This window comes from Vibrio sp. 10N.261.52.C11 (assembly GCF_041471405.1).
GTDB classification, from domain to species: Bacteria; Pseudomonadota; Gammaproteobacteria; order Enterobacterales; family Vibrionaceae; genus Vibrio; species Vibrio crassostreae_C.
On sequence record NZ_JBFROI010000011.1, the window covers coordinates 84,181 to 104,804 of the forward strand.

At 45.7% G+C, this 20,624-nt stretch carries 15 protein-coding genes and 1 pseudogene; 15 read left to right on the plus strand and 1 reads right to left on the minus strand.

Annotation, left to right across the window (positions count from 1 at the left end):
- Positions 1 to 95 precede the first annotated feature (95 nt).
- The 15 genes and pseudogenes from AB4323_RS03930 to rlmJ form a co-directional block, all read left to right on the plus strand.
- Positions 96 to 260 (plus strand): annotated as a pseudogene (locus AB4323_RS03930) (LysR family transcriptional regulator); the annotation flags it as partial.
- Positions 261 to 272: 12 nt separating this feature from the next.
- Positions 273 to 1,148, plus strand: coding sequence for an NAD(P)-dependent oxidoreductase (locus AB4323_RS03935; RefSeq protein WP_102428112.1), 876 nt, complete (start codon positions 273 to 275; stop codon positions 1,146 to 1,148).
- A 460-nt stretch (positions 1,149 to 1,608) separates the two neighbouring features.
- Positions 1,609 to 2,289: a hypothetical protein gene (locus tag AB4323_RS03940; RefSeq protein ID WP_372151670.1), complete on the plus strand. Its 681-nt coding sequence runs from the start codon at positions 1,609 to 1,611 to the stop codon at positions 2,287 to 2,289.
- A 46-nt stretch (positions 2,290 to 2,335) separates the two neighbouring features.
- Complete coding sequence (locus AB4323_RS03945; protein ID WP_372151672.1) at positions 2,336 to 3,034, plus strand: ABC transporter ATP-binding protein; 699 nt, start codon at positions 2,336 to 2,338, stop codon at positions 3,032 to 3,034.
- Entirely contained in the window at positions 3,022 to 4,320 is a 1,299-nt protein-coding gene (locus tag AB4323_RS03950; RefSeq protein ID WP_372151674.1) for an ABC transporter permease, read from the plus strand. Before AB4323_RS03945 ends, AB4323_RS03950 begins: the two co-directional genes overlap by 13 nt.
- Positions 4,313 to 5,095, plus strand: a complete 783-nt coding sequence (locus AB4323_RS03955) for an outer membrane lipoprotein-sorting protein (RefSeq protein ID WP_017065102.1) — start codon at positions 4,313 to 4,315, stop codon at positions 5,093 to 5,095. The genes AB4323_RS03950 and AB4323_RS03955 overlap by 8 nt, the downstream gene beginning before the upstream one ends.
- 9 nt (positions 5,096 to 5,104) lie before the next feature.
- The gene (locus tag AB4323_RS03960) at positions 5,105 to 6,397 is read left to right on the plus strand and encodes a hypothetical protein (RefSeq protein ID WP_017066909.1); all 1,293 of its coding nucleotides are present in this window, start codon (positions 5,105 to 5,107) and stop codon (positions 6,395 to 6,397) included.
- Positions 6,397 to 7,431, plus strand: a complete 1,035-nt coding sequence (locus tag AB4323_RS03965) for a sensor histidine kinase (RefSeq protein WP_372151676.1) — start codon at positions 6,397 to 6,399, stop codon at positions 7,429 to 7,431. Before AB4323_RS03960 ends, AB4323_RS03965 begins: the two co-directional genes overlap by 1 nt.
- 72 nt (positions 7,432 to 7,503) lie before the next feature.
- Positions 7,504 to 8,352 carry a LytTR family DNA-binding domain-containing protein gene (locus AB4323_RS03970; RefSeq protein WP_017066907.1) on the plus strand — a complete coding sequence of 283 codons (849 nt, stop codon included), beginning with the start codon at positions 7,504 to 7,506 and terminating at the stop codon, positions 8,350 to 8,352.
- Between the two features lie 175 nt (positions 8,353 to 8,527).
- Positions 8,528 to 11,290 (plus strand): pitrilysin family protein, encoded by a 2,763-nt coding sequence (locus AB4323_RS03975; protein WP_102428174.1) that lies wholly within the window; start codon positions 8,528 to 8,530, stop codon positions 11,288 to 11,290.
- A 297-nt stretch (positions 11,291 to 11,587) separates the two neighbouring features.
- The gene (locus tag AB4323_RS03980) at positions 11,588 to 14,356 is read left to right on the plus strand and encodes a M16 family metallopeptidase (protein WP_372151678.1); all 2,769 of its coding nucleotides are present in this window, start codon (positions 11,588 to 11,590) and stop codon (positions 14,354 to 14,356) included.
- 292 nt (positions 14,357 to 14,648) lie between these two features.
- Positions 14,649 to 15,113, plus strand: a complete 465-nt coding sequence (locus tag AB4323_RS03985; RefSeq protein WP_017072340.1) for a hypothetical protein — start codon at positions 14,649 to 14,651, stop codon at positions 15,111 to 15,113.
- A 276-nt stretch (positions 15,114 to 15,389) separates the two neighbouring features.
- Positions 15,390 to 17,189: a protein translocase subunit SecD gene (gene secD / locus AB4323_RS03990; protein ID WP_372146321.1), complete on the plus strand. Its 1,800-nt coding sequence runs from the start codon at positions 15,390 to 15,392 to the stop codon at positions 17,187 to 17,189.
- A gap of 2 nt (positions 17,190 to 17,191) precedes the next feature.
- Entirely contained in the window at positions 17,192 to 18,145 is a 954-nt protein-coding gene (gene secF, locus AB4323_RS03995) for a protein translocase subunit SecF (RefSeq protein ID WP_372151680.1), read from the plus strand.
- 201 nt (positions 18,146 to 18,346) lie between these two features.
- On the plus strand, positions 18,347 to 19,213 hold the full coding sequence (gene rlmJ, locus AB4323_RS04000) for a 23S rRNA (adenine(2030)-N(6))-methyltransferase RlmJ (RefSeq protein WP_102332309.1): 867 nt from the start codon (positions 18,347 to 18,349) through the stop codon (positions 19,211 to 19,213).
- A gap of 307 nt (positions 19,214 to 19,520) precedes the next feature.
- Here rlmJ and AB4323_RS04005 read toward each other — a convergent pair whose 3' ends face one another.
- A complete protein-coding gene (locus AB4323_RS04005) occupies positions 19,521 to 20,609 on the minus strand; it encodes an alkene reductase (protein ID WP_065583951.1) in 1,089 nt (362 codons plus the stop codon).
- Positions 20,610 to 20,624: the final 15 nt, after the last annotated feature.

Sequence of the window (20,624 nt, forward strand, 5' to 3'; positions counted from 1 at the left end):
CTGATTTTCCTTGATCATCGTTCCATAATGTACGGCTGACAAAGCGTTCTCTGGTCGCGATTTATCTCTGAACTTCATTATATTGTTCGTCTTATCCCGACATGAATCTGATTTAAGTACTCCCTGAGTATCATCGGGGTGATCGCCAAGCGTATTTAGTGTACAAAGAAAGAAAATATCAGCCAAAGGCTTTGACCCTGCTTATTGATGCATTGATTGAGAGTGTTCGATCTTTTCATAGCGATGGTTTGGTCAAATAAAAGGAGAAAGAAATGAAAGTAAGTTTTATCGGGCTAGGCGTTATGGGTTTCCCAATGGCAGGCCATCTAGTCAAAGCCGGTTTTGAAGTAACGGTATTTAACCGCACTCACAGCAAAGCGCTAGGCTGGGCTGATAAACACCAAGGTAAAGCGGCTGAATCTGTGGCTGAGTGTGTAGCGGAAGCTGACGTGGTATTGGTTTGTGTGGGTAACGATGACGACGTACGCAGCATGACAACCAGCGAAACAGGCGCATTGGCAGCGATGAAGCCAAACGCGATTCTTGTCGATCACACTACAACGTCTGCAGTTCTGTCTGAAGAGCTTGAAGTGGCAGCGAAGCAAGCCGGTATTCGCTTTATGGATGCACCTGTATCTGGTGGCCAAGCGGGCGCAGAAAATGGCGTGCTAACCATCATGTGTGGTGGCGAACAAGCGCTTTTCAACGACCTTCAACCTGTGTTCGAAGCTTACGGTAAGTCGTCAGTTCTTATGGGTAAAGTCGGCCAAGGCCAACGCGCGAAAATGGTTAACCAGATCTGCATTGCAGGAGTGTTGAATGGCTTATCTGAAGGCTTAGTGCTTGCTGAAAAATCAGGTTTGGATATCCCAACTCTGGTTGATTGCCTTAAAAACGGCGCTGCTGGCTCATGGCAGATGGAAAACCGTGCTACCACAATGGCACAAGACAAGTTCGATTTTGGCTTTGCAATTGATTGGATGATCAAAGACTTAGGTTTCTGTCTAGATGAAGCTGAGCGCCAAGGCATCCAGCTTCCACTGACTGAAAAGACCAACAACGCCTACAAGGCACTGTCTGCCGAAGGACAAGGCCGCATGGATACATCAGTATTGATGAAAGCCGTGGTTGAAGAGACAAAGAAGTAGAAAGATCGAAGTAATAGGAACTTCGTTTAGATAACTAAAAATAGCCGCGGATTAGCGGCTATTTTTTTGGTTTGAGCTCTGCCGAGTGCGTTAATCCAAAATAAATCCCCCCCTAGCCTCCCCTTGATTCATATGTAGATCCCTTGCTGATCGTGGAGAGGGGAGGAATAGAACATCGATCGTTAAAAGTGTCGATATATGTTCAGTGCTAAAGAAAGTTCTCCCCCTCTGCTAAAGATCTAGAGATATTGATGAACCCAGATTGAGGGGGAGTTAGAGGGGGAGGTAACTATGGCTAATTATGCGAATAGTGTTCGTCTAGTTCCTATAAGGTTGAGACCCCACTCACACCGCCTCTCAACCATTCACTCCTTATAATTACCATTCGTCGCATTGGTAAAACTGCACGACAAATTCTAGTTAACCTTTCAACGTCAACATTTGAAAGGGATTAGAAATCATGACTACTTCACACTCATTTAATTCAGGCTCTACAACTTCTGTGCTTAAGCGTTCATTGCTGATTGCTCTTGTTTCGTTTGCACCGTCGTTAGCTTTAGCGAACCCGAGTTCAGACGTGCTCGATATCTACAACCAAGCGGCGCAAGGCAATGAAGACTTGGTTGAGGTGGCTTATGAACGCCTTAATGACACGCTGCAACAAGACGGCGCTACGCCACTGACTTTAGTTTATTTAGGAAGCACAGAAACCCTGATGGGGCGTGATGCGTTCTTACCTTGGAACAAGATGAAGTATGTGGAGAGAGGCTTATCAACCATTGATAAATCACTGGTGCTGCTGAAAGACGAAGACCAACCAATTCATGAACAACCCCGTGTTCAAGGGCTGCCAGATTCTTACTTGACTCGCGCTATGGCCGCCGTTACTTACACCTCTCTGCCAGACATGTTTAATCATTTCGATCGTGGTTATGACCTGTTCCTCTCGCTATTGGCTGAAGATGCTTTCCAGCAACAGCATTTCGCTGTGACATCGTGGATTTACCGTTATGCGATTGAGGCATCGATTCGTGCTGAAGACCTAACGCAAGCACAAGCGTGGCTAGAGCAAATGGAAACGGTCGATGCCGACAACATCGAAACGATGACTGCGAAGGCCCTAATAGCGAAAGCGAAATAAAGGGCATGGAAGCTAAACAGTTGGTTAGTAATCAGAGGAAAACGGGATGATTGAATTTAAAGATATCGGCAAAGCATATGTCACAGGCGGTCAACGTGTTGATGCATTAAACGGGGTCGATGGACATATCCGGCGCGGTGATATGGTGGCGTTGTGTGGCCCGTCGGGTTCTGGAAAAAGCACACTTTTGAATATTCTTGGTTTGTTGGATATGAGCTATCGAGGACAGATCAATATTGATGGCCAACCGTATCCGACAGAGCAAATCGCCGCTGCACGCTTTCGCCGTCAGTCGCTGGGTTTTGTGTTTCAGCGCTTCAATCTGGTTCCAGTGATGACGGCACTTGAGAACGTGGCCTACCCATTGATGTTGAACCAATGTTCGAAACAAGAACAGCAGACCAGAGCACAAGAGATGTTGGAGCGTGTTGGGCTAGGCGAATATGTACATCATCGCCCAGACAATCTTTCAGGCGGCCAGCAGCAACGTGTCGCGATAGCCAGAGCGCTAATCCACAACCCAAGCTTAGTCATTGCCGATGAGCCGACCGCTAGCTTAGACAGTCACACCGCCAACCTTGTGATCGACATTATGAAAGAGCTCGGCCATGAAATGGGCACCACCTTTATTGTCGCAACGCATGACCCAAGAATGGCGCAGCGTTGTGACCGAGTCATTGAACTTATCGATGGTCAACTGGCACTACAAGCCACAGCAATGGAGGCAATCTCATGGGCAAGTTAACACAAAGAATGAGCACTTTTTTGCTTCCTACCTCGGTGCGTTTGGCGTGGCTTAATTTATTGAGAAACGGTCGCCGTAGTCTGCTTTCGGTATTGATCATCGCAATTGCCGTATTTGCGCTGACCTCGGCTGGAGGTTATGGGCTTTATACCTATGAATCTCTGCGTGAATCGACCGCGCGCGATACTGGTCATCTTACTTTGAGTACGCCGGGATATTTTGAGCAAGATGAAGACATGCCGCTGAGCAATGGTCTAGACAATGTTCAAGCCCTAACCAAGAGCATTATTGGCGACAGCGACGTGCGTGGTGTGCAGCCTAGGGTCTCTTTTAGCGGCTTGGTTTCTAACGGCAGCAAGTCGACCATCTTTATGGGAACGGGTGTTAATGAGCGTGAGTTCGACATGAAAGGTCCATTCCTTGATGTGCGCAGTGGTCAAACTCTCTCAGATGTGAAATCTCCCAGATACGACAGCCAAGAGCCACAAGTGATGCTGGGAACTGGCCTTGCTCGCAACCTCAAAGTTGCGGTTGGTGATTGGGTGACACTGCTCGCGACTACCAGTGACGGCGCATTGAACGCTTTTGATTTTAAGGTGCAGGGTATTTACTCGACAGGAGTGCCTGAGCTGGATAAGCGTCAGCTTTACGTTCATATCACCACCGCTCAAGAGCTTTTGGCTTCAGACAAAGTCAGTACCTTGTCGGTGTTCTTATTTGAGACAAGCAAGACCTCGACCGTTCAACAGCGTATCCAAACAGCTTTAGATCGAAATAGTGCGAGCCAAAGCGATCAAGGCACAGAGATCGAGATCACCCCGTGGCAAGATCGCGCGTTTTTCTACACCAAGGTGAAAGATCTTTACGACCGTATCTTCGGCATCATGGGCGCGGTGATGGCATTGGTAGTGTTTGTGTCGTTGTTTAACACCATGACCATGTCGGTGACCGAGCGTACTCGTGAAATTGGGACCTTGTCGGCACTAGGCAGTTACCCGTCTGAAATCGTCGCAGGTTTCTTAAAAGAGGCGGGATTGTTGGCTGTGATTGGCAGCGCGATCGGCGCGTTAGTGAGTGGCTTCGTGTCGGTGTTATTGCTGGTGGTGGATATCCAAATGCCACCACCTCCCGGCAGAACCGAGGGTTACCCACTCAACATTTACTTCTCATTGGAATTAGTTGGTTACGCCACTTTAGGTGTGTTGACGATATGTTTGCTAGCTGCTTATTTTTCTGCTCGCAAATGCGTGAATAAGCCAATCACGGAGGCGCTGGTTTATGTATAAATTTACTCGTTCACTCACTGTTTTAGGTTCTGTATTGGTTTTGGTTCTAGCATCGACACCAAGCTGGGCAGTCGATTCACAACAAGTCACCGAGATGATTGCTAAGGCAGACAGCTACCGTTTGAACAGCGAACAGGCATCAAAAGTGGTATCTCTGGTCGCGCTATATCAAGACGAGCAACTAGACAAAACCCGCGAATACAACGTCTACACAAGACCAAACCGAGAGTCGCTGGTCGTGTTCAAGTCGGCGGTCGAGGCGGGTCAAAAGATGCTGATGATAGAGGACAACTATTGGTTACTGATGCCGAAATCGCGCCGACCTATCCGAATCACACCAATGCAGAAACTCTTGGGTGAAGCTTCGGTAGGGGACATTTCGACGCTCACTTGGAGCGAAGATTACCAAGGTAAGTGGGTTGCCGAGCAACAGGTTGAGAGGTCGACTGGCGAGACACTCGATACTTATCATCTAAAGCTAACGGCGAAAACCAAGGGTGCCAGCTATCAATCGATTGATCTGTGGTTAACGGCAGACCGAGCGTTTCCTGTTAAAGCGGATCTGTATCTGCGTTCAGGTAAGTTAGCCAAGCAAGCTTGGTTTACTGAAGGCGTGCGAGATGGCTTGCCAAGTGTAGTTTCGATGACTTTGCTCGATAAGATTCAACCAAGTAAGAAAACCGTGATTGAGTACCGCGAGGTAAGCGAACAAGCTTTAGCGGACAAATACTACAACCCTGCTTACTTATCACGTAATAGCGTGTCTGGGCTTTAGGTGGGTGCCATGAAAGCTTCTAGTCGTCGATTCCACATTAAGCCTTTAATCGCTAGCTTTCTTGCATTGTCTTGTGTGAGTAACACGACTCAAGCGGACGATCTGAGCCTAGCGTGGGACTGGCAACTGAGTGCTGAAGCCGTTGAATCGCGAGAGTCGCCATTTAGCCCTTTTGCATCTGATAATCGTCAGTCACTCAATGGTTTGTTGGATCTTGAAGTTGGATATGGCAATTGGCTTGGCCTGTTTGCCGTGAAAGCCAATGATATTTTGACTAATACTCCTCAAGACCAAGACGCGAGCTTTGAATCGGAATTCATTGCGCGCGAGCTGTTTTGGCAAGGTGGTGTTGAACTGTCTAATTCAGCGTTCGGTGATCACTACCTTGATGTGACACTCGGTAAGGTTCGCCTAGATTGGGGTGTTGGTTATGGCTACCGACCGTTAGACATTATCAAGCCTTACCGACAAAACCCTGTTGGCATTGTCGCAGAAGAGGGCGCCGGTGTGGCTTCAGCGTCACTGTTCGATATGACGGGCGAATGGACACTGCTTTACAGCGATTCGTCATGGACTTCCCAAGACGTAAATGAATTCGAAAAGCAGAATCAGCAACAAGGCTTTGGGATACGTCGTTACAATCTGGTTGGCGACCACGAATATCAGTGGGTCGCTTATTACGACGATGTACGCCATGGCTTACTTGGGGCGAGTTTAGTGTCGGTGTTGAATCTCGCTTGGGAGTTTCATGGCTCGGTGGTTTATCAGCGACAAAGCCTTGGCTACAGTCAGCCGGATTCAATGCTTAAACCGGTTTATCTTGAAGAGCAGGGCGAGGCTTATCAAGCGTTAGCAGGATTAACATGGGCCAATGACACGGGCCATAATGTGGTGCTGGAATACTGGTTTGATAGCCGTGCTTGGAGTCATTCTGAGTGGCAAAGCGCGATAGAAAGTGCAGAGTCTTTGTCGGTTAATCCGATGACATCTTCGTTGGTAGGTTCTTATGCTCAAGGCTATCAGCACGCCAATTTGGTTCAACACAACATCATGTTTCATTGGTCTCTGGATTCGACACATGGCTGGCTTGAAGATATCACGCCAACATTCGATGTCATGTTGTCTCCTCAAGATGGCGGTTTTATTGCGACTCAGTGGCTCAATTATCAGGCTTTAGATAATGGCAATTCATCGTTGGATTTGGAACTTGCTGCACGCTTTCTAGGTGGTAAAAGTGATTCTGCTTACGCCAGTTTACCCGATAGTCATATGATTCTCTTAAATATCAAAGGACGATTTTAATGGACACTTCTTCAAACAGTCGATTTTCATGGATTAAGAGTTTCGCGTTCACCACGCTATTTTGTGTTCTTATTGCGATTACAACCCATACGATTTGGGGCGGCGGATTAACGGTTAACCTGGCAATCAGTTTTGGCTTTGGCTACAGCGCAGTTGGCTCTTCGTTTGTGTTGGTTGAACTATTCAAAAGGAAATCAAAGGCATTTGATGTAGGGGTATCAATGGTGATTGCAATGACCCTTGGTACCTTGAATGCACACTATTGGTTGAACGGCTTTTTCGGCTCTAACCTTTCCGATCTTAAGTCTGTGATGCTGCTTGGTGTGATCTTTTGTTCCGTTTGTTATTACTATTTCTACACAAGAGAGCAGCAGCTACGTGCCGATAATGAATTAGAGGTGGCGAAGCGTCGCCAATCTGATCAAGAAAAGGTCGTTGTACTTAGCCAGTTAAAACAGCTGCAAAGCCAAATTGAGCCGCACTTCCTGTTCAACACGCTTGCGACCATCAATGTATTGATTGAGAGTGACAGCGCGAAAGCCAAGTTGATGCTCGAAAAACTGACTGACTTATTGCGTGTAACTCTGAAAAACAGCCGCACTGAACAATCGACCATCGCACAAGAGGTCGACTTGTTAGACGCTTATCTTAATATCCAAAAGATACGCTTGGGTGAGCGCTTAACGTTCTCGATTGAAACACACGAGATTAGCGATTTGCAGGTGATTCCACCGTTCTTGATTCAACCTTTGGTCGAGAATGCACTCACGCACGGCATCGAGCCCAAAGCCGCTGGTGGCCAAGTGAATATTCGTATTACTCAACAAGCACAGCAGCTAAAAATTGAAGTGGCTGATAATGGCGCTGGGTTGAAAACGCCTTCTGCGAATACGGGTCACGGTGTTGGGTTAAGCAATATTCGTCAAAGAATCGAAACCCTGTATGGTGATAAGGCGAGCCTAACGATTACTGAACACGCTGAAGGCGGGGTAGTCTCGACGATCTTGTTACCGTTGACTGAGGCAGCCGCCTAGAATTACAGATCAGAAAACACCGAACAGTGACGCAAAATAGACGATTTACAGTGTGAATTTAAAGGACTAACCATGAACAACCCAACAGTACAGCCGAGCGTAACGGCGATAATCGCAGACGATGAAGCACTGTTAAGGCACCACTTAGACAAGAGCCTTGCTGAGGTTTGGCCGGAGTTAGAAATCGTCAGTAAAGCACAAAACGGTTTGGAGGCGATGGAGAGTATTCAGCAGCTTAAGCCCGACGTGGCTTTTCTCGATATTCGTATGCCGGAACTGGATGGTATCTCTCTGGCGAAACAACTCAACAAGTTAGATTCACCGCCATTGATTGTGTTTATCACGGCTTATGACGAATACGCGGTCAAAGCTTTTGATCACAATGCGATGGACTACCTGCTTAAGCCAATCAATGAAGAGCGTTTACTGGCCACATGTCAGAAAGTGCAAGCGCGTCTGTCGAGCAATCAAACACAAACAGGTACCACGCCAGAACAGCCCGATATCACGGCGTTAATGGCTCAGCTTCAACAACTATCCCAGTCGACGTCACAGCAAACGCAGCCTCCTTATCTATCGGAGAAAAAGTATCTCACATGGCTCAAAGCCAGTGTAGGGGAAGACATTCACCTAATCGCCGTCGATGATGTCGCTTACTTCAAAGCAGAAGACAAGTACGTGTCTATATTTAAGAAGGGTCAAGGGGGATCGCTAGAGGAGTATATTCTTCGCGTGTCACTAAAAGAGTTGATAGCGCAACTCAATCCTGATGAGTTTTGGCAAATCCACCGTTCAGTGGTAGTGAAAGTTTCCGCCATTGATAAGGTGAAGAAAGGGCTCTCAGGTCAGATGTCGGCGTATGTGTCAGGGGAAAAGCTACCGATCAGCCGTGCCTCGCAAGCGTTGTTTAAGGGTATGTAGCGTACGAGCAAAAGGCGCGACATATCACCTTTATAATTGATTCATGTAATTTATAAATTAAACACTTTCATATTTATATCGAGTGACTCTAAAATTTTAGTCGTTTGATTTAATGGCGAATTATTACACTTTGGCGATCGGATATATTGAAGCAAAGCCCTTCAAAGAGATCGTTATGAAAGCATACTATTTAGTCGTCGTATTGAGCTCCACATTGCTAGGTTGCAGTTCTACTCCTCATCAACAAACGTTATTGAAATCCGATCCATATTGGGTCACAGGTGAATTAGATAACGGTTTAACCTACCACGTTTACCCTGACCGAGAACAACCAGTATCGGTACGCTTACTTGTGCATGCCGGCTCTTTTCAAGAGAGCGATCAACAAAAAGGTTATGCCCATTTTGTTGAGCACATGGCGTTTAATGGCAGCAACAATTTTTCAGGGAATGATGTAGTAGAGTTATTTGAGCAATCTGGTGCTAGCTTTGGCGCTGACTTAAATGCTTATACCTCTTATCAAGAAACCCTCTATAAGTTAGATCTACCCGACAACAAGAATCTAGATAAAGCGTTGGCATGGTTTAGAGATATTGGCGATGGTTTACTGCTGTCCGGCGCTGAGATCGAAAAAGAGAAAGGGGTGATATTAGGAGAATTTCGACACACACGAGTTGAAAATAAGCCTCTCTCATTTAAATTCTACGATCATATGGTTGAAGGCACGAATTACCAAACCAACGATCCCATTGGCAATAAAGAATCCGTTTCTAATGCGAATGTTCAAGAGTTAAATAACTATTACCAAACCTGGTATCAACCTCAGTTAGCCGAGGTGATTGTCTCTGGTGATATCACTCTGGCAGAAGTGATCCCTTTGATTGAAGAAACTTTCTCTGATTGGCAAAGAGGCACAACACCGGTTCCCGTGAAGAACACGTCAGCGGATTACAATACTCAAGATTTTGTGGCGTATGGAGCTGGGAGCGAGCCACCGAGCATCGGGATAGTGATTGAGCGTGGGCAAAGAGTGACACAGAGCCATGAGCAACAACATCAGCTTTGGCTAGATGATATTGCTCAACAACTCATCCAACAAAGGTTGAATTCAGATTTTGTTGACGCTGCATTGCCAGTGCAATGGGTTGCTTCGACTCCCTATTTCTTAGAGTACCAAAGGTATTCCATTACTACGGTTGGCTTTCCTATCGATAGTCGAGAGCAAAGCCAGCAGCAGTTTATTTCTACTCTCGCCTCATTGCGTGATTATGGTGTGAGCGAATATGAATTCACGAGTGTGATACAGCAATACCAAGCTAACCTTGATGACATTCAAGCTAACTGGGAGAGAATGGACGCAGTAGCTCATGCTGACGGTAAGTCGACGGCGCTGGTGATTAACCAAACGGTTCAATCACAGCTTGATTATAAGTCGAGCTTGAAAGAGTTTCTTTCGAGTACGGATCTAGAAGCCGTAAATGATAATTTAGATGATTTACTTTCTAGTCCATATATTTTGGGATTAGGTTTATCGTCTAAAGAAGACTTGCAGGCAATGAATAACGAGCTAAAAGATGTCAGAAAAGCCTATAAAAAGACAGGTAACAGACCATTGCTCGTTACTGCAAGCTCGGCGTTTAGTGTACCAGCGTCTCAAGGTGAAATTGTAAAACAAGTTCAGGTGAGTGACGATCCTAATTTGAAGCAATGGACACTAAGCAACGGCATTGAAGTTTTGTATCTCCGTAACTCTGAGGCTGGTAATAGTGTTGGGGTTTACTATGCAAGTGAGGGGGGGAAAGCGGCGCTGAGTCCTTCGCTGTTTCCTGCTGTAGAGATTGCTCTGCCAGCTTCGATTCGCAGTGGTGTTGGTAAATTTAGTGGTTCGGAGTTCACCGCTCACTTGAGACGCGAAGACATTGAAATCTACCCCTTTATCAACTTTACTCATCATGGTTTAGAAATAAGCGCCAAGAAAAAGACGCTTGCAGAGGGTTTAGCTGCGCTCCATACCATTGTAACCGAACCTAAAATAGACAGTGCCCAGCTTGAGGCTGTGAAGTCTGAATTTGCTCAAGATCGTACAGCATATTTAGAAACACCAGTTGGTCAGTTTATTCAGATGGTTAATCGCAATAGCTATCAAACAAGCAGCCGTCACATGATGCTTGAAAGTGACGATATTAAAGATGTCACGTCGCAAGATATACTAGACGTACAGCATCAACTCTTTCAAAAATTAAGAGACAATACATTGGTTATTGTTGCTGATATTAACCCCGCTGAAATTAAGCCTCTTGTGCGTCAATACGTTGCATCGTTGCCATTAGAAGCCGCTGTGTCTCCTGATTATCAGGTGGCTTATAGTCCTGATTCGAAAGAACGAATGGATATATCCGTCAATAATGAAGACAGCAGTCAGTATTTATTGCGTGTGATTTCCCAGCAAGCTCGGGATCAAACCGCAAAAGATGTGTTTATGGACGATATGCTTCAGCGCGTGTTGTCGAGCCGTTTAACGGCTTATGTTCGTGAAGAGTTAGGTTTGGATTATGCGCCTTATGTGTACTCGGTTGCACAAGACAGTGAGCCGAGTTATGACTGGTTAATCGGCTCTTTAACGGCTCCAGAAAACTCAGATAAAATTGAACAGGCGATTGATAAGGTCATTGCTGAAGCGGCAAAAGGGATTTCTGAAGATGAGACTCGGACGGCCGCTAAGCAGCTTGTAGCGGACCTTACTCCACTTAAATATAAGCCTACCGAACAAGCTTGGTTTATTTCTCGTTATTTGATTCATGACTATGGTTTTGAGGTGTTGTTCGACCTGCAGGGGACGGCAGACTCAATTTCTAGTCAAGACATGACAGAGTATGCGAAAGAAATTTTTGGTGATAACAGCTATCAGCTGAAGAATTTGTTAAGCCCACAAGGTTAGGTCTAGTTAGGTGAGTGGTTTTCTTGAAAGCCGCTTCTACTTTTTATATGTGGATTCACTTACAAGCCAAATGTTCAAGCATTTGGCTTTTTTTTATTGCACTGACAAGCGAGTCTAAAATCGATGTATTAGGCTCTTATCAAAACACCACTTTAAATGAGCACAGCGATCTTACATAACGATTTATGATTTATAAAATAAAGATCTAGATCACAAAGATACTCATCAGGTTCAATATTAAATAATAATCGTTAGCTCAATCTGTATATTGTCGATGAATAACATTAAGAGGTTGTTATGAAAACATATTATTTAGCGACGGCTCTATGCCTCACCTTAGTTGGCTGTAGCTCAACATCAAAAACTACCGAAACGCCAATCCAGCCGGATCCGGCATGGACTTCAGGCCAACTAGAAAATGGCCTTACTTATCATGTTTATCCAGATCATGAAGAATCCGTATCTGTTCGTTTAGTCGTGCACGCCGGTTCGATTCAAGAGACTTCTCAACAAGAAGGCTACGCGCACTTTTTGGAACACATGGCATTCAATGGCAGTAAGAATTTCTCTCAAAATGATGTGATTCGTCTATTCGAAGACGCAGGCGCTAGCTTTGGTGCTGATATTAATGCCTACACTTCTTATGAAGAGACGGTCTACCAGTTAGATTTGCCAGATAACATCCAATTGCAGTCTGCTTTGACGTGGATGCGTGACATTGGTGATGGCCTGGATCTATCAAGTTCAGAAGTCGAAAAAGAAAAAGGCGTGGTTCTTGGTGAGTTCCGTATGGCTCGCCTCGATGATAAGTCATTCGGAGATATATATTATGATTACTTCGTTGAAGGCGGCCCGTACGAATCGCAAGATGCATTAGGGACTAAATCGTCGATCGTGAATGCTACTCCTCAAGGCATCACCAACTTTTATCAGACTTGGTATCAACCTCAAATAGTTGAGCTGGTCGTTTCTGGTGATGTGGACATCAAAACTGTGATTCCACTTATTGAAGAAAAGTTTTCTAGCTGGGAGCGTGGCGATACGCCGAGACCAGAGAAACAGAAAACGACCTCATTCAATGAAGATGATTATGTTGAGTACGCAGGAAGAGAAGCGCCAAGCATCACTCTGACGTTTAACCGCGGTTCAAATATAGTTGAAAATCATGCTCAGCAGAATCAACGCAGGTTAGATGAAACCGCTCAGCAATTGATTCAACGACGATTAGAAGCGGTGTTCAATGATGCCGCGTTCCCGACTCAATGGATTGCATCTGATAGTTATCGAATGGGCGCTTTTTACTATTCGTCAATAAGTGTTGGGTTTCCGGCTGGAGACCGTGAAGTTATCCAACAAGATCTGCTTTCTACATTGGCATCATTGCGTGATTTTGGTGTTTCGGAAACGGATATTGCTGGCGAACTGTACTACTACCAAGACTTGCTGGATAACATCGAGCATAACTGGGATAAAATGGACAGTGTTGAACACGCGAATTACAAAGTGAGTGCGTTAGTCACAGATCGAATCGTCCAATCACAGAAAGATTATCAAGCAAGCTTGGAAGCTTTCATCGCTAACTTGAGCCTTGAAGTGATTAACGACAACATCAAGAATCTACTTTCTGATGATTACTTTATTGTTATTGGGATGGATGACTCCGAAGACAGAACCGCGATCATCAACTCTCTCGATAGTTTAAAAGCCACGTATAGCGAGGCGGGAGTTGCGCCGCTTGCGATTGGAACAGCCAGCGCTTTTGCTGTACCTAGCTCGCAAGGCGAGGTTGTACTTGCTGAACAAATGTCTATTGACCCATACATCCAAAAGTGGACGTTAAGCAATGGCATCGACATGTGGTACCTGCGTGATTATGAGGCAGGTGATGATGTTGGGGTGATGTACATGAGCCTCGGCGGAAAAGCCGCTTTGGATCCGAGCTTGTACCCAGCTGTTGAGGTTGCGTTACCTACCTTCGCTCGAAGTGGTGTCGGTGAGTTTACGGGCTCTGAGCTTTTAGCGTACTTTGATCGTGAAAATATTAGCGCCGATTCTTTCATTGGTAATACTCGTCATGGTATTGAATTTAATATCAATAAAGACGGACTTAAAGATACGTTTGCTGCGCTTTATACCTTCATAACTGCGCCTAAAATTGTTCCCGAGCAGTTAGAGGCAGTGAAACAGGAGTTTGTACAAGGTCAAGAATCTTTCTTGAGCAGCCCTGTCGGTCAGTTTGAGCGCGCAAGAAACCAGAATATCTATCGTCAAGACAGTGGCCACCTCTTTGTTGATAAAGAACGTGTTGAAGCGGTTTCTGTGGAAGACGTCGCTAATCTTCATCAGCAATTGTTTGGTCAAATGAGGCATAACCAATTGGTGATCGTGGGTGACATCGACCCAAGTGAATTAAAGCCTTTGGTTGAGCAATACTTGGCTTCGATTCCATTAGAAAAAGCTGAGGTTCCTGAATTTAAGGTGGCTTACAAGCAGCCATCTGAATCACGCATTGATTTAGCGATCAACAATGTGAATAGTGCAGAGTACATCCTACGAGTTATCTCTGAGCCTAGCGTTGAAGTTAAAATGTCGGCAAAAGATGTTTTCATGGAAGACTTGCTGCAGCGCTTGCTGGCGACTCGTTTAGATACCTATATTCGTGAAGAGTTGAGCTTAGATTACTCGCCATATGCGTATTCAGCATCCGCAGATAGTGAGCTGAGTGGTGAGTGGGTTATCGGGGCGATGGTAGCGCCGGAGAACGTTGACCAAGTCGAAGTGGCGATCGATAAAGTGATTGCAGACCTTTTACAAGGCGTCTCTGAAAAGGAAATGCACGCAGTCGTGAAACAGTTTGAAGCGGACTTCACGCCTCTCGAGACGAGCTCTATTGACCAAGCATGGTACCTGTCTCGTTATTTACTTCATGGTTACGATATCGAAGCTTTGTCTCAAGTTGAGCGAGTGGCAAGGTCGATCACTGCGGAAGACATGAATCAACTTGTCCAACGCATCTTTGGTGAAAATAGCCGTAAGGTTAAGAACATCATGCGTCCTAAAGCCTAAAGCCTAAAGCCTAAAGCTTGAAACCAACAGAAAGAGACAACTCAAAGCCAAGCGAGCACCGCTTGGCTTTCTTGTTTTCCCACCATTCATAACGTCTATGCCTCACCTGTTGTTAAGCCGTTTTAGATCTATGTAAATCTAAATTTTGAGATCGCTTAATCGGTTGCATCGTATCATTTTCTAAAAAAATGTTTTAAATCAAGACAGCGTTTCATTTGTATTGTAGATTGACGATCTACGAGAATGTTGTTTGGATATTAGATTGCTTAAACTGGGTACCCGATTAGTCTTAATGTTGTTTTTACTGAGCTTTGGCTTAGTGAATTCTAACGGCTATTCGTTTCCTTCTAAGCCATTTCAAATATACTCGGCTCAAGAGCAATCTTCACAGAATGATCTTTGTAAACAAGCTGATACGGATAATCCGTCGAGCTACTTAGAGTGCGATAAGGCTCAGTTTGGCACCGTGCCTTCTGGTGACAGTTCTAACTATCACGACACCGAATCAAGCCTTCAAGCAGCAAACTTCAGACGTATGCTCAGTAACGAGCAAGAAAGCGTGGCCGATCTTGAGCCTGCTTATCATCTACTGATTGACTTCTCTCCCCCCTCAATACTGGCTTCCCTGCTCTTCAACACGCCGTTGTTGGATTCCAAGCTGCACTGGACCAGTATTGTGAGTTCTCCGTCTTCCCGGCTTTCGGGGTGGAAAGAGGGCAACATCCAATACTCGCATTTCCGAGAACTTCTTAGCTAATCGTTTGACCCTAAATTGGTCGTATCGATGGTCGCCTAGTGCCCATTGAACTCGCCAGTTAACCAAGACAAACATAGCGACATCAGCTTTAGCATCACTATCTTTCAATCAGCTTGTTCTGGTCGTGATTAGCCATCGCTCGTGTTCGCAAAATATTAGACATACCAATCGTAGTAAATAACTGGTCACCCTAGCTGGTTAAAATGCTCGATCACTGCTTTTTTCTGGTGCTATTTTTGAGCACGTATTTACGGTGATTGGTAGAAAGAAGAGATCTTGACTGTGAAAAAACGCATTCAAAGAAAACAAATTAACCACTACTCAAAGTGGAAATACGCGGTGCTTATCGCCACCATTATCATCATGGTTCTGAGTGCTTTACCTTCTTGGTATGGCGAGAATGCGTCGGTTCAAATTAACAACCGTTCTGAACAGACCATCGATGCTAGCCAAATTACCCAATACCTTGCGAGCGAAGGCATTCAAGCCAAATCGGCATTTCAAAAAGACCAACGTTTAGTCGTAATCTTGGAAGACGCAGAACAACAAGCGAAGGCTAAAGAGGTGCTGAATGAGCGCCTATTGGACAACGCGACGGTTGCGCTAGCGATGGAGCCAGCAGCTCCGAAATGGCTGACTGACATGGGCTTCGCACCGATTCAGCTAGGCCTTGATTTACGTGGTGGTGTGCAGTTCCTGTTAGAAGTAGACATGGAACCGGTTTACCACGCACAAGCGCAATCTGTAGTCGATGAAATCACCAGCCAAGTGCGTTATGCACGCGGTAAAGTGGTGAACAACCAAGTTGAGTTTAACTTCCGTACTGATGCCGATTTCGAGAAAGCACAGAAACTGATTCGCGAAGAGTTCCCACAATGGCAACGTGACCGTTCAGATAAATCGCTAACGTTAACTCAGTCTGAAGAAGAGCAAAGAACGCTACGTAATCTAACGGTTCAACAAAACCTGCAGATCATGCGCAGCCGTATTGAAGAGCTAGGCATCACTGAGGCATCGATTCAACGCCAAGGTGAAAGCCGTATCCGTATCGAATTACCGGGTGTACAAGACCCTGCAGCTGCGAAAGACGTGATTGGTGCTACGGCTTCATTAGCGTTCTACTCTGTATACGACAACGCAACGCGCAATACTCAAACTCTGAAAGATTCAGATGGTAATCGCGTAGTGGTTGCTCGCAAAGCAGTGCTGAGCGGTGAATACATTATCGATGCACGCAGTGGCATTGGTGAAATGGGCAGTGCAGAAGTAAACATCACGCTTGATTCTTCTGGTGGTAAGAAAATGTCTGAGTTTTCTCGCCATAACATCGGCAAGCCAATGGCGACCGTTTACAGCGAATACAGCCGTGACAGAGCCGGTAACAGCGAAAAAACCAGCGAAGTAATCAGTGTGGCGAACATCCAATCTCAACTGGGTAGCCGCTTCAGAATCACTGGTGTAGGCAGCATGGCAGAAGCACAAGAGCTTGCTCTATTGCTACGTGCCGGTTCATTAACAGCGCCTGTTACCATCATTGAAGAGCGTACTATTGGCCCATCTCTGGGTGCTGAAAACGTAACGAATGGCTTTGCTGCTTTGGCTCTTGGCCTTGGTCTGACTCTCACGTTTATGGCGCTATGGTACCGCCGCCTTGGTTGGGTCGCGAACTGTGCATTGGTGGTTAACATGACCACGTTGTTTGGTTTGATTGCCTTGCTACCGGGTGCGGTGTTAACTCTGCCGGGTATTGCGGGCTTGGTACTGACCGTCGGTATGGCGGTAGACACTAACGTGCTTATCTTCGAGCGTATTCGAGACAAGATGAAAGAAGGGCGCAGCTTTGCTAGCTCTATCGATCGTGGTTTCGATAGCGCATTCTCGTCAATTTTCGATGCTAACGTCACCACCATGATCGTTGCTGTGGCTCTATACACCATTGGTAATGGACCGATTCAGGGCTTCGCTCTGACTCTAGGCTTAGGTCTTCTAACCAGTATGTTCACGGGCATTTTTGCTTCACGAGCGATCATCAATTTGGTTTGGGGGCGTGACCAACGCCACGATGTAAGGATTTAAGCATGAGTACTTCAAAAATGACTATTTCAGACCGCTATTTTTCAAATAGCTATATTTCGGATAAGAATATGACTCGCCTTCGTAAGGTGATGTCTGCGATATCTATTGTGCTGTTCATGAGCTCTGTGATGCTGGTGGCGGTGAAAGGTTTTAACTGGGGCTTGGACTTCACAGGTGGTGTGGTTGCCGAGGTTCAGCTCTCTGATCAAGTCACCAAAGATGCGTTAAAAACAAAACTTGATGCAGCTTTCCAACAAGACGTGCAAGTGGTTGGTATGGCAGAACAGGATCGCTGGACAATCCGTTATAGCCAACTGACAGATGCTCCACAGCCAAACTTAGTGGATGCTTTGTCTTCTGTCAGCGACCAAGTAAAAGTGCTTAACAGCAGCGTGGTTGGCCCTCAAGTCGGTCAAGACATGGTTGACCAAGGTGGCTTAGCGGTATTGGTGTGTTTCCTAATGATCATGCTGTACCTGAGTGTACGTTTTGAATGGCGTTTAGCACTCGGCGCCCTAGCCGCAATCATCTATGACGTGACGCTTATCTTGGGTCTGTTCGCTTTTACTCAGTTCGAGTTCAACCTGACTGTGTTAGCGGCTGTGTTGGCGATTTTAGGTTATTCATTGAATGACTCGATCATCATTGCCGACCGTGTTCGTGAAATGCTGCGTGGTAATCCAAATGGTGACACTGATAACCTGCTTAACGAATCGGTTAAAGCGACCTTCTCACGCACCATGGTGACCTCAGGTACAACCCTAATCACCGTATCTGCGCTTTGGCTACTTGGTGGCGCTGCGCTGCAAGGTTTCGCGATTGCACTGGTTGTAGGTATTGTCAGCGGTACGTGGTCTTCAGTTTCAGTAGGTATCACACTGCCTAAGTTACTTGGTCTACAGCCTTGTCACTACCAAGTGAAAGCGCCGGTAGAAGTTGAGGGTGAGTACCCTTAGGTTATCTATTGGTTAACAGTACAACTTAGTCAGTAACGTCAACAAAGCCCTTCGTTTATAGTAAAACGAGGGGCTTTATTTTTTATAAGAGTCAAACAGTTACAGAAAAGAGAGCCTATTTCAAAAAACGATGGATTGAGCAGGCAAGCCCTCATGATATGAAGTATGTTTAGATGACGTTCGTAGAAATGAGGCAAGGGAATGGAATATCGACATCAATGTCATGTAGGCGACCATGGTGATGCGCTAAAGCATCCAGTATTGAGTGCACTTGTTCGGTCATTAATGCAGCAACATTCACGCCTCAATGTTATCGACACGCACTCTGGTACAGGGTGTTATGACCTCAACACTGCACCAAGTAATCATGCTGGTGAGTTTGCTGAAGGGGTTGGGTACTTGTGGCGAAACAAGGCTTATCTTCCTCCGGCATTCGCTTCTTTTATGTCGGTGCTGGAATACTACAATCCGAACCAACTTATCTCTCTCTATCCGGGTTCTGCAGCCATCACCTACCAACAAGGCCGCAGCCAAGATAGCTTCTATTTTTCAGACATTCAGCAAGATGAAGCCGACTTATTACAAACCAACATTGAGAAGCTGCAACGCGATCTTGATGTTTCAAGTAAGCTCACCATTACCGCTGGCGATGGCTTGAAAGCACTGCCTGACGACATAGCAAAACACGACAACCATCACCTGATTGTTATCGACCCGCCCTATGAAACCGATTCTGAATATCTCGCGGTGATTGATGCCTTGGTTAAGGCGTATCAGCAATCTGAGAAGGTATCTGCACTAATTTGGTACCCGCTCTACACGGATGACAAGAGCTCACTGATTTTGAACCACTGTATAACTGCAGTGAAAGATGGTTTGCTGCCAAGCCCGATTAAGTCGGAACTTCGCCTTCGTGATCCTAAGGGGGATGATCGCCTGATCGGCAGTGGTTTACTGTTGTTCAATCCTCCCCAAGGCATTGCGGGAACGGTCGCGGATACGCTTGATTATTTACACAGCCAACTCGCGACTAATGGTGAAGGGTATTGGCAAATGAGAAGTCTATAAATATGATTTCTATGGATTTTATGATGATTTTCTAGACGTCGTTCACTAAATCACTGTTATTTATGTGGTTTAAATTGACCAAACGCTAACTTTTATCGATTGATTAATTGCAGTGAATCATTTAAAAATAGAATATCAATGCGCACAAGTGCATAATGGCTCATAAGTTAAATAATTAATCTTAAGATTAAACTAGATTGTGGTTTACCCCCTAAACTGCATAAGGCTCGCACTAGTCACGCGAGCCTTTCTTTTGCCTGTCGGAAATGTTTCTAGTGGTTAGAAACAATCATCTCCTCCAAATTCACTACAACGCTGGATAATCGATGTAGCCTTTTTCGTTGCCGCCGAACAGAGTGGCGCCATCAAGATCGGATAGTTCACTGCCGTTTTGTAGGCGTGAAACGAGATCTGGATTCGCAACGAATGGGCGACCAAATGCGACAAGGTCGGCGTAGCCTTTGCTTAACACTTCTTCGGCGCGTTCTGGTGTGTAGCTGCCAGCAACGATGATGGTGTTAGAGAACAACTCTCTTAGTTCGACACGGAAGCTTTCAGGTATCACAGGCGCGTCATCCCAATCGGCTTCTGATAGGTGTAGATAAGCGATATTACGAGCCTGCAGTTCCTTTGACGCTTCTAAAATCGTTGGCACGATGTCTGGGCAGTTCATGTCTTTGAAGGTGATGAATGGGGCTAAACGTACGCCCACTTTGTCAGCACCAATCGCTTCAATTACCGCATCCACGACTTCAATTAGAAAGCGAAGTCGGTTCTCACGACTGCCACCATAGTTGTCGGTGCGCTTATTTGAATTGGTTCTTAGGAATTGATCGATGAGGTAGCCATTACCACCGTGGATTTCCACTCCGTTGAACCCTGCCTCGACAGCTTTTTTCGCTGAGTTAGCAAAATCTTGAACAACACGATCGATGTCTGCTTGGGTCATCTCTCTTGGTTGGATGCAATCCACCATGTTGCCGTTACCATTTTCATCAGAGATCCAAACCTGCGTTTCTATGGGTGCCAGTGCAGAAGGTGCAATCGGCAACTCGCCTTTTTGAAAGGTAGGGTGTGATACTCGGCCTACGTGCCATAGTTGGCAGAAGATCGCGGCACCTTGCTCTTTTGCTGCTGTGGTGACTGATTTCCAACCTTCGATTTGCGCATCGGTATAAACGCCGGGTGTGAATGAGTAACCTTGAGAGTCATCTGAAATTTGTGTGGCTTCAGTGATGATAAGTCCTGCACTTGCTCGTTGTTGGTAATAAGTCGCCATCATGTCGTTGGGCACGTTTCCAGGTTGGCTAGTGCGAGCGCGTGTCATGGGTGCCATAACCACGCGATTTTGCAGTTCTAGGCCTTTCAGTTCTGATTTTTCAAATAATTTGTTCATGGTTTCTACCTTGTT

Bases quoted from the DNA above. Each gene is read 5' to 3' on its own strand.
- AB4323_RS03935 (WP_102428112.1), top strand. From the start codon at position 273: ATGAAAGTAAGTTTTATCGGGCTAGGCGTTATGGGTTTCCCAATGGCA.
- AB4323_RS03940 (WP_372151670.1), top strand. From the start codon at position 1,609: ATGACTACTTCACACTCATTTAATTCAGGCTCTACAACTTCTGTGCTT.
- AB4323_RS03945 (WP_372151672.1), top strand. From the start codon at position 2,336: ATGATTGAATTTAAAGATATCGGCAAAGCATATGTCACAGGCGGTCAA.
- AB4323_RS03950 (WP_372151674.1), top strand. From the start codon at position 3,022: ATGGGCAAGTTAACACAAAGAATGAGCACTTTTTTGCTTCCTACCTCG.
- AB4323_RS03955 (WP_017065102.1), top strand. From the start codon at position 4,313: ATGTATAAATTTACTCGTTCACTCACTGTTTTAGGTTCTGTATTGGTT.
- AB4323_RS03960 (WP_017066909.1), top strand. From the start codon at position 5,105: ATGAAAGCTTCTAGTCGTCGATTCCACATTAAGCCTTTAATCGCTAGC.
- AB4323_RS03965 (WP_372151676.1), top strand. From the start codon at position 6,397: ATGGACACTTCTTCAAACAGTCGATTTTCATGGATTAAGAGTTTCGCG.
- AB4323_RS03970 (WP_017066907.1), top strand. From the start codon at position 7,504: ATGAACAACCCAACAGTACAGCCGAGCGTAACGGCGATAATCGCAGAC.
- AB4323_RS03975 (WP_102428174.1), top strand. From the start codon at position 8,528: ATGAAAGCATACTATTTAGTCGTCGTATTGAGCTCCACATTGCTAGGT.
- AB4323_RS03980 (WP_372151678.1), top strand. From the start codon at position 11,588: ATGAAAACATATTATTTAGCGACGGCTCTATGCCTCACCTTAGTTGGC.
- AB4323_RS03985 (WP_017072340.1), top strand. From the start codon at position 14,649: ATGTTGTTTTTACTGAGCTTTGGCTTAGTGAATTCTAACGGCTATTCG.
- secF (WP_372151680.1), top strand. From the start codon at position 17,192: ATGAGTACTTCAAAAATGACTATTTCAGACCGCTATTTTTCAAATAGC.
- rlmJ (WP_102332309.1), top strand. From the start codon at position 18,347: ATGGAATATCGACATCAATGTCATGTAGGCGACCATGGTGATGCGCTA.
- AB4323_RS04005 (WP_065583951.1), bottom strand. From the start codon at position 20,609: ATGAACAAATTATTTGAAAAATCAGAACTGAAAGGCCTAGAACTGCAA.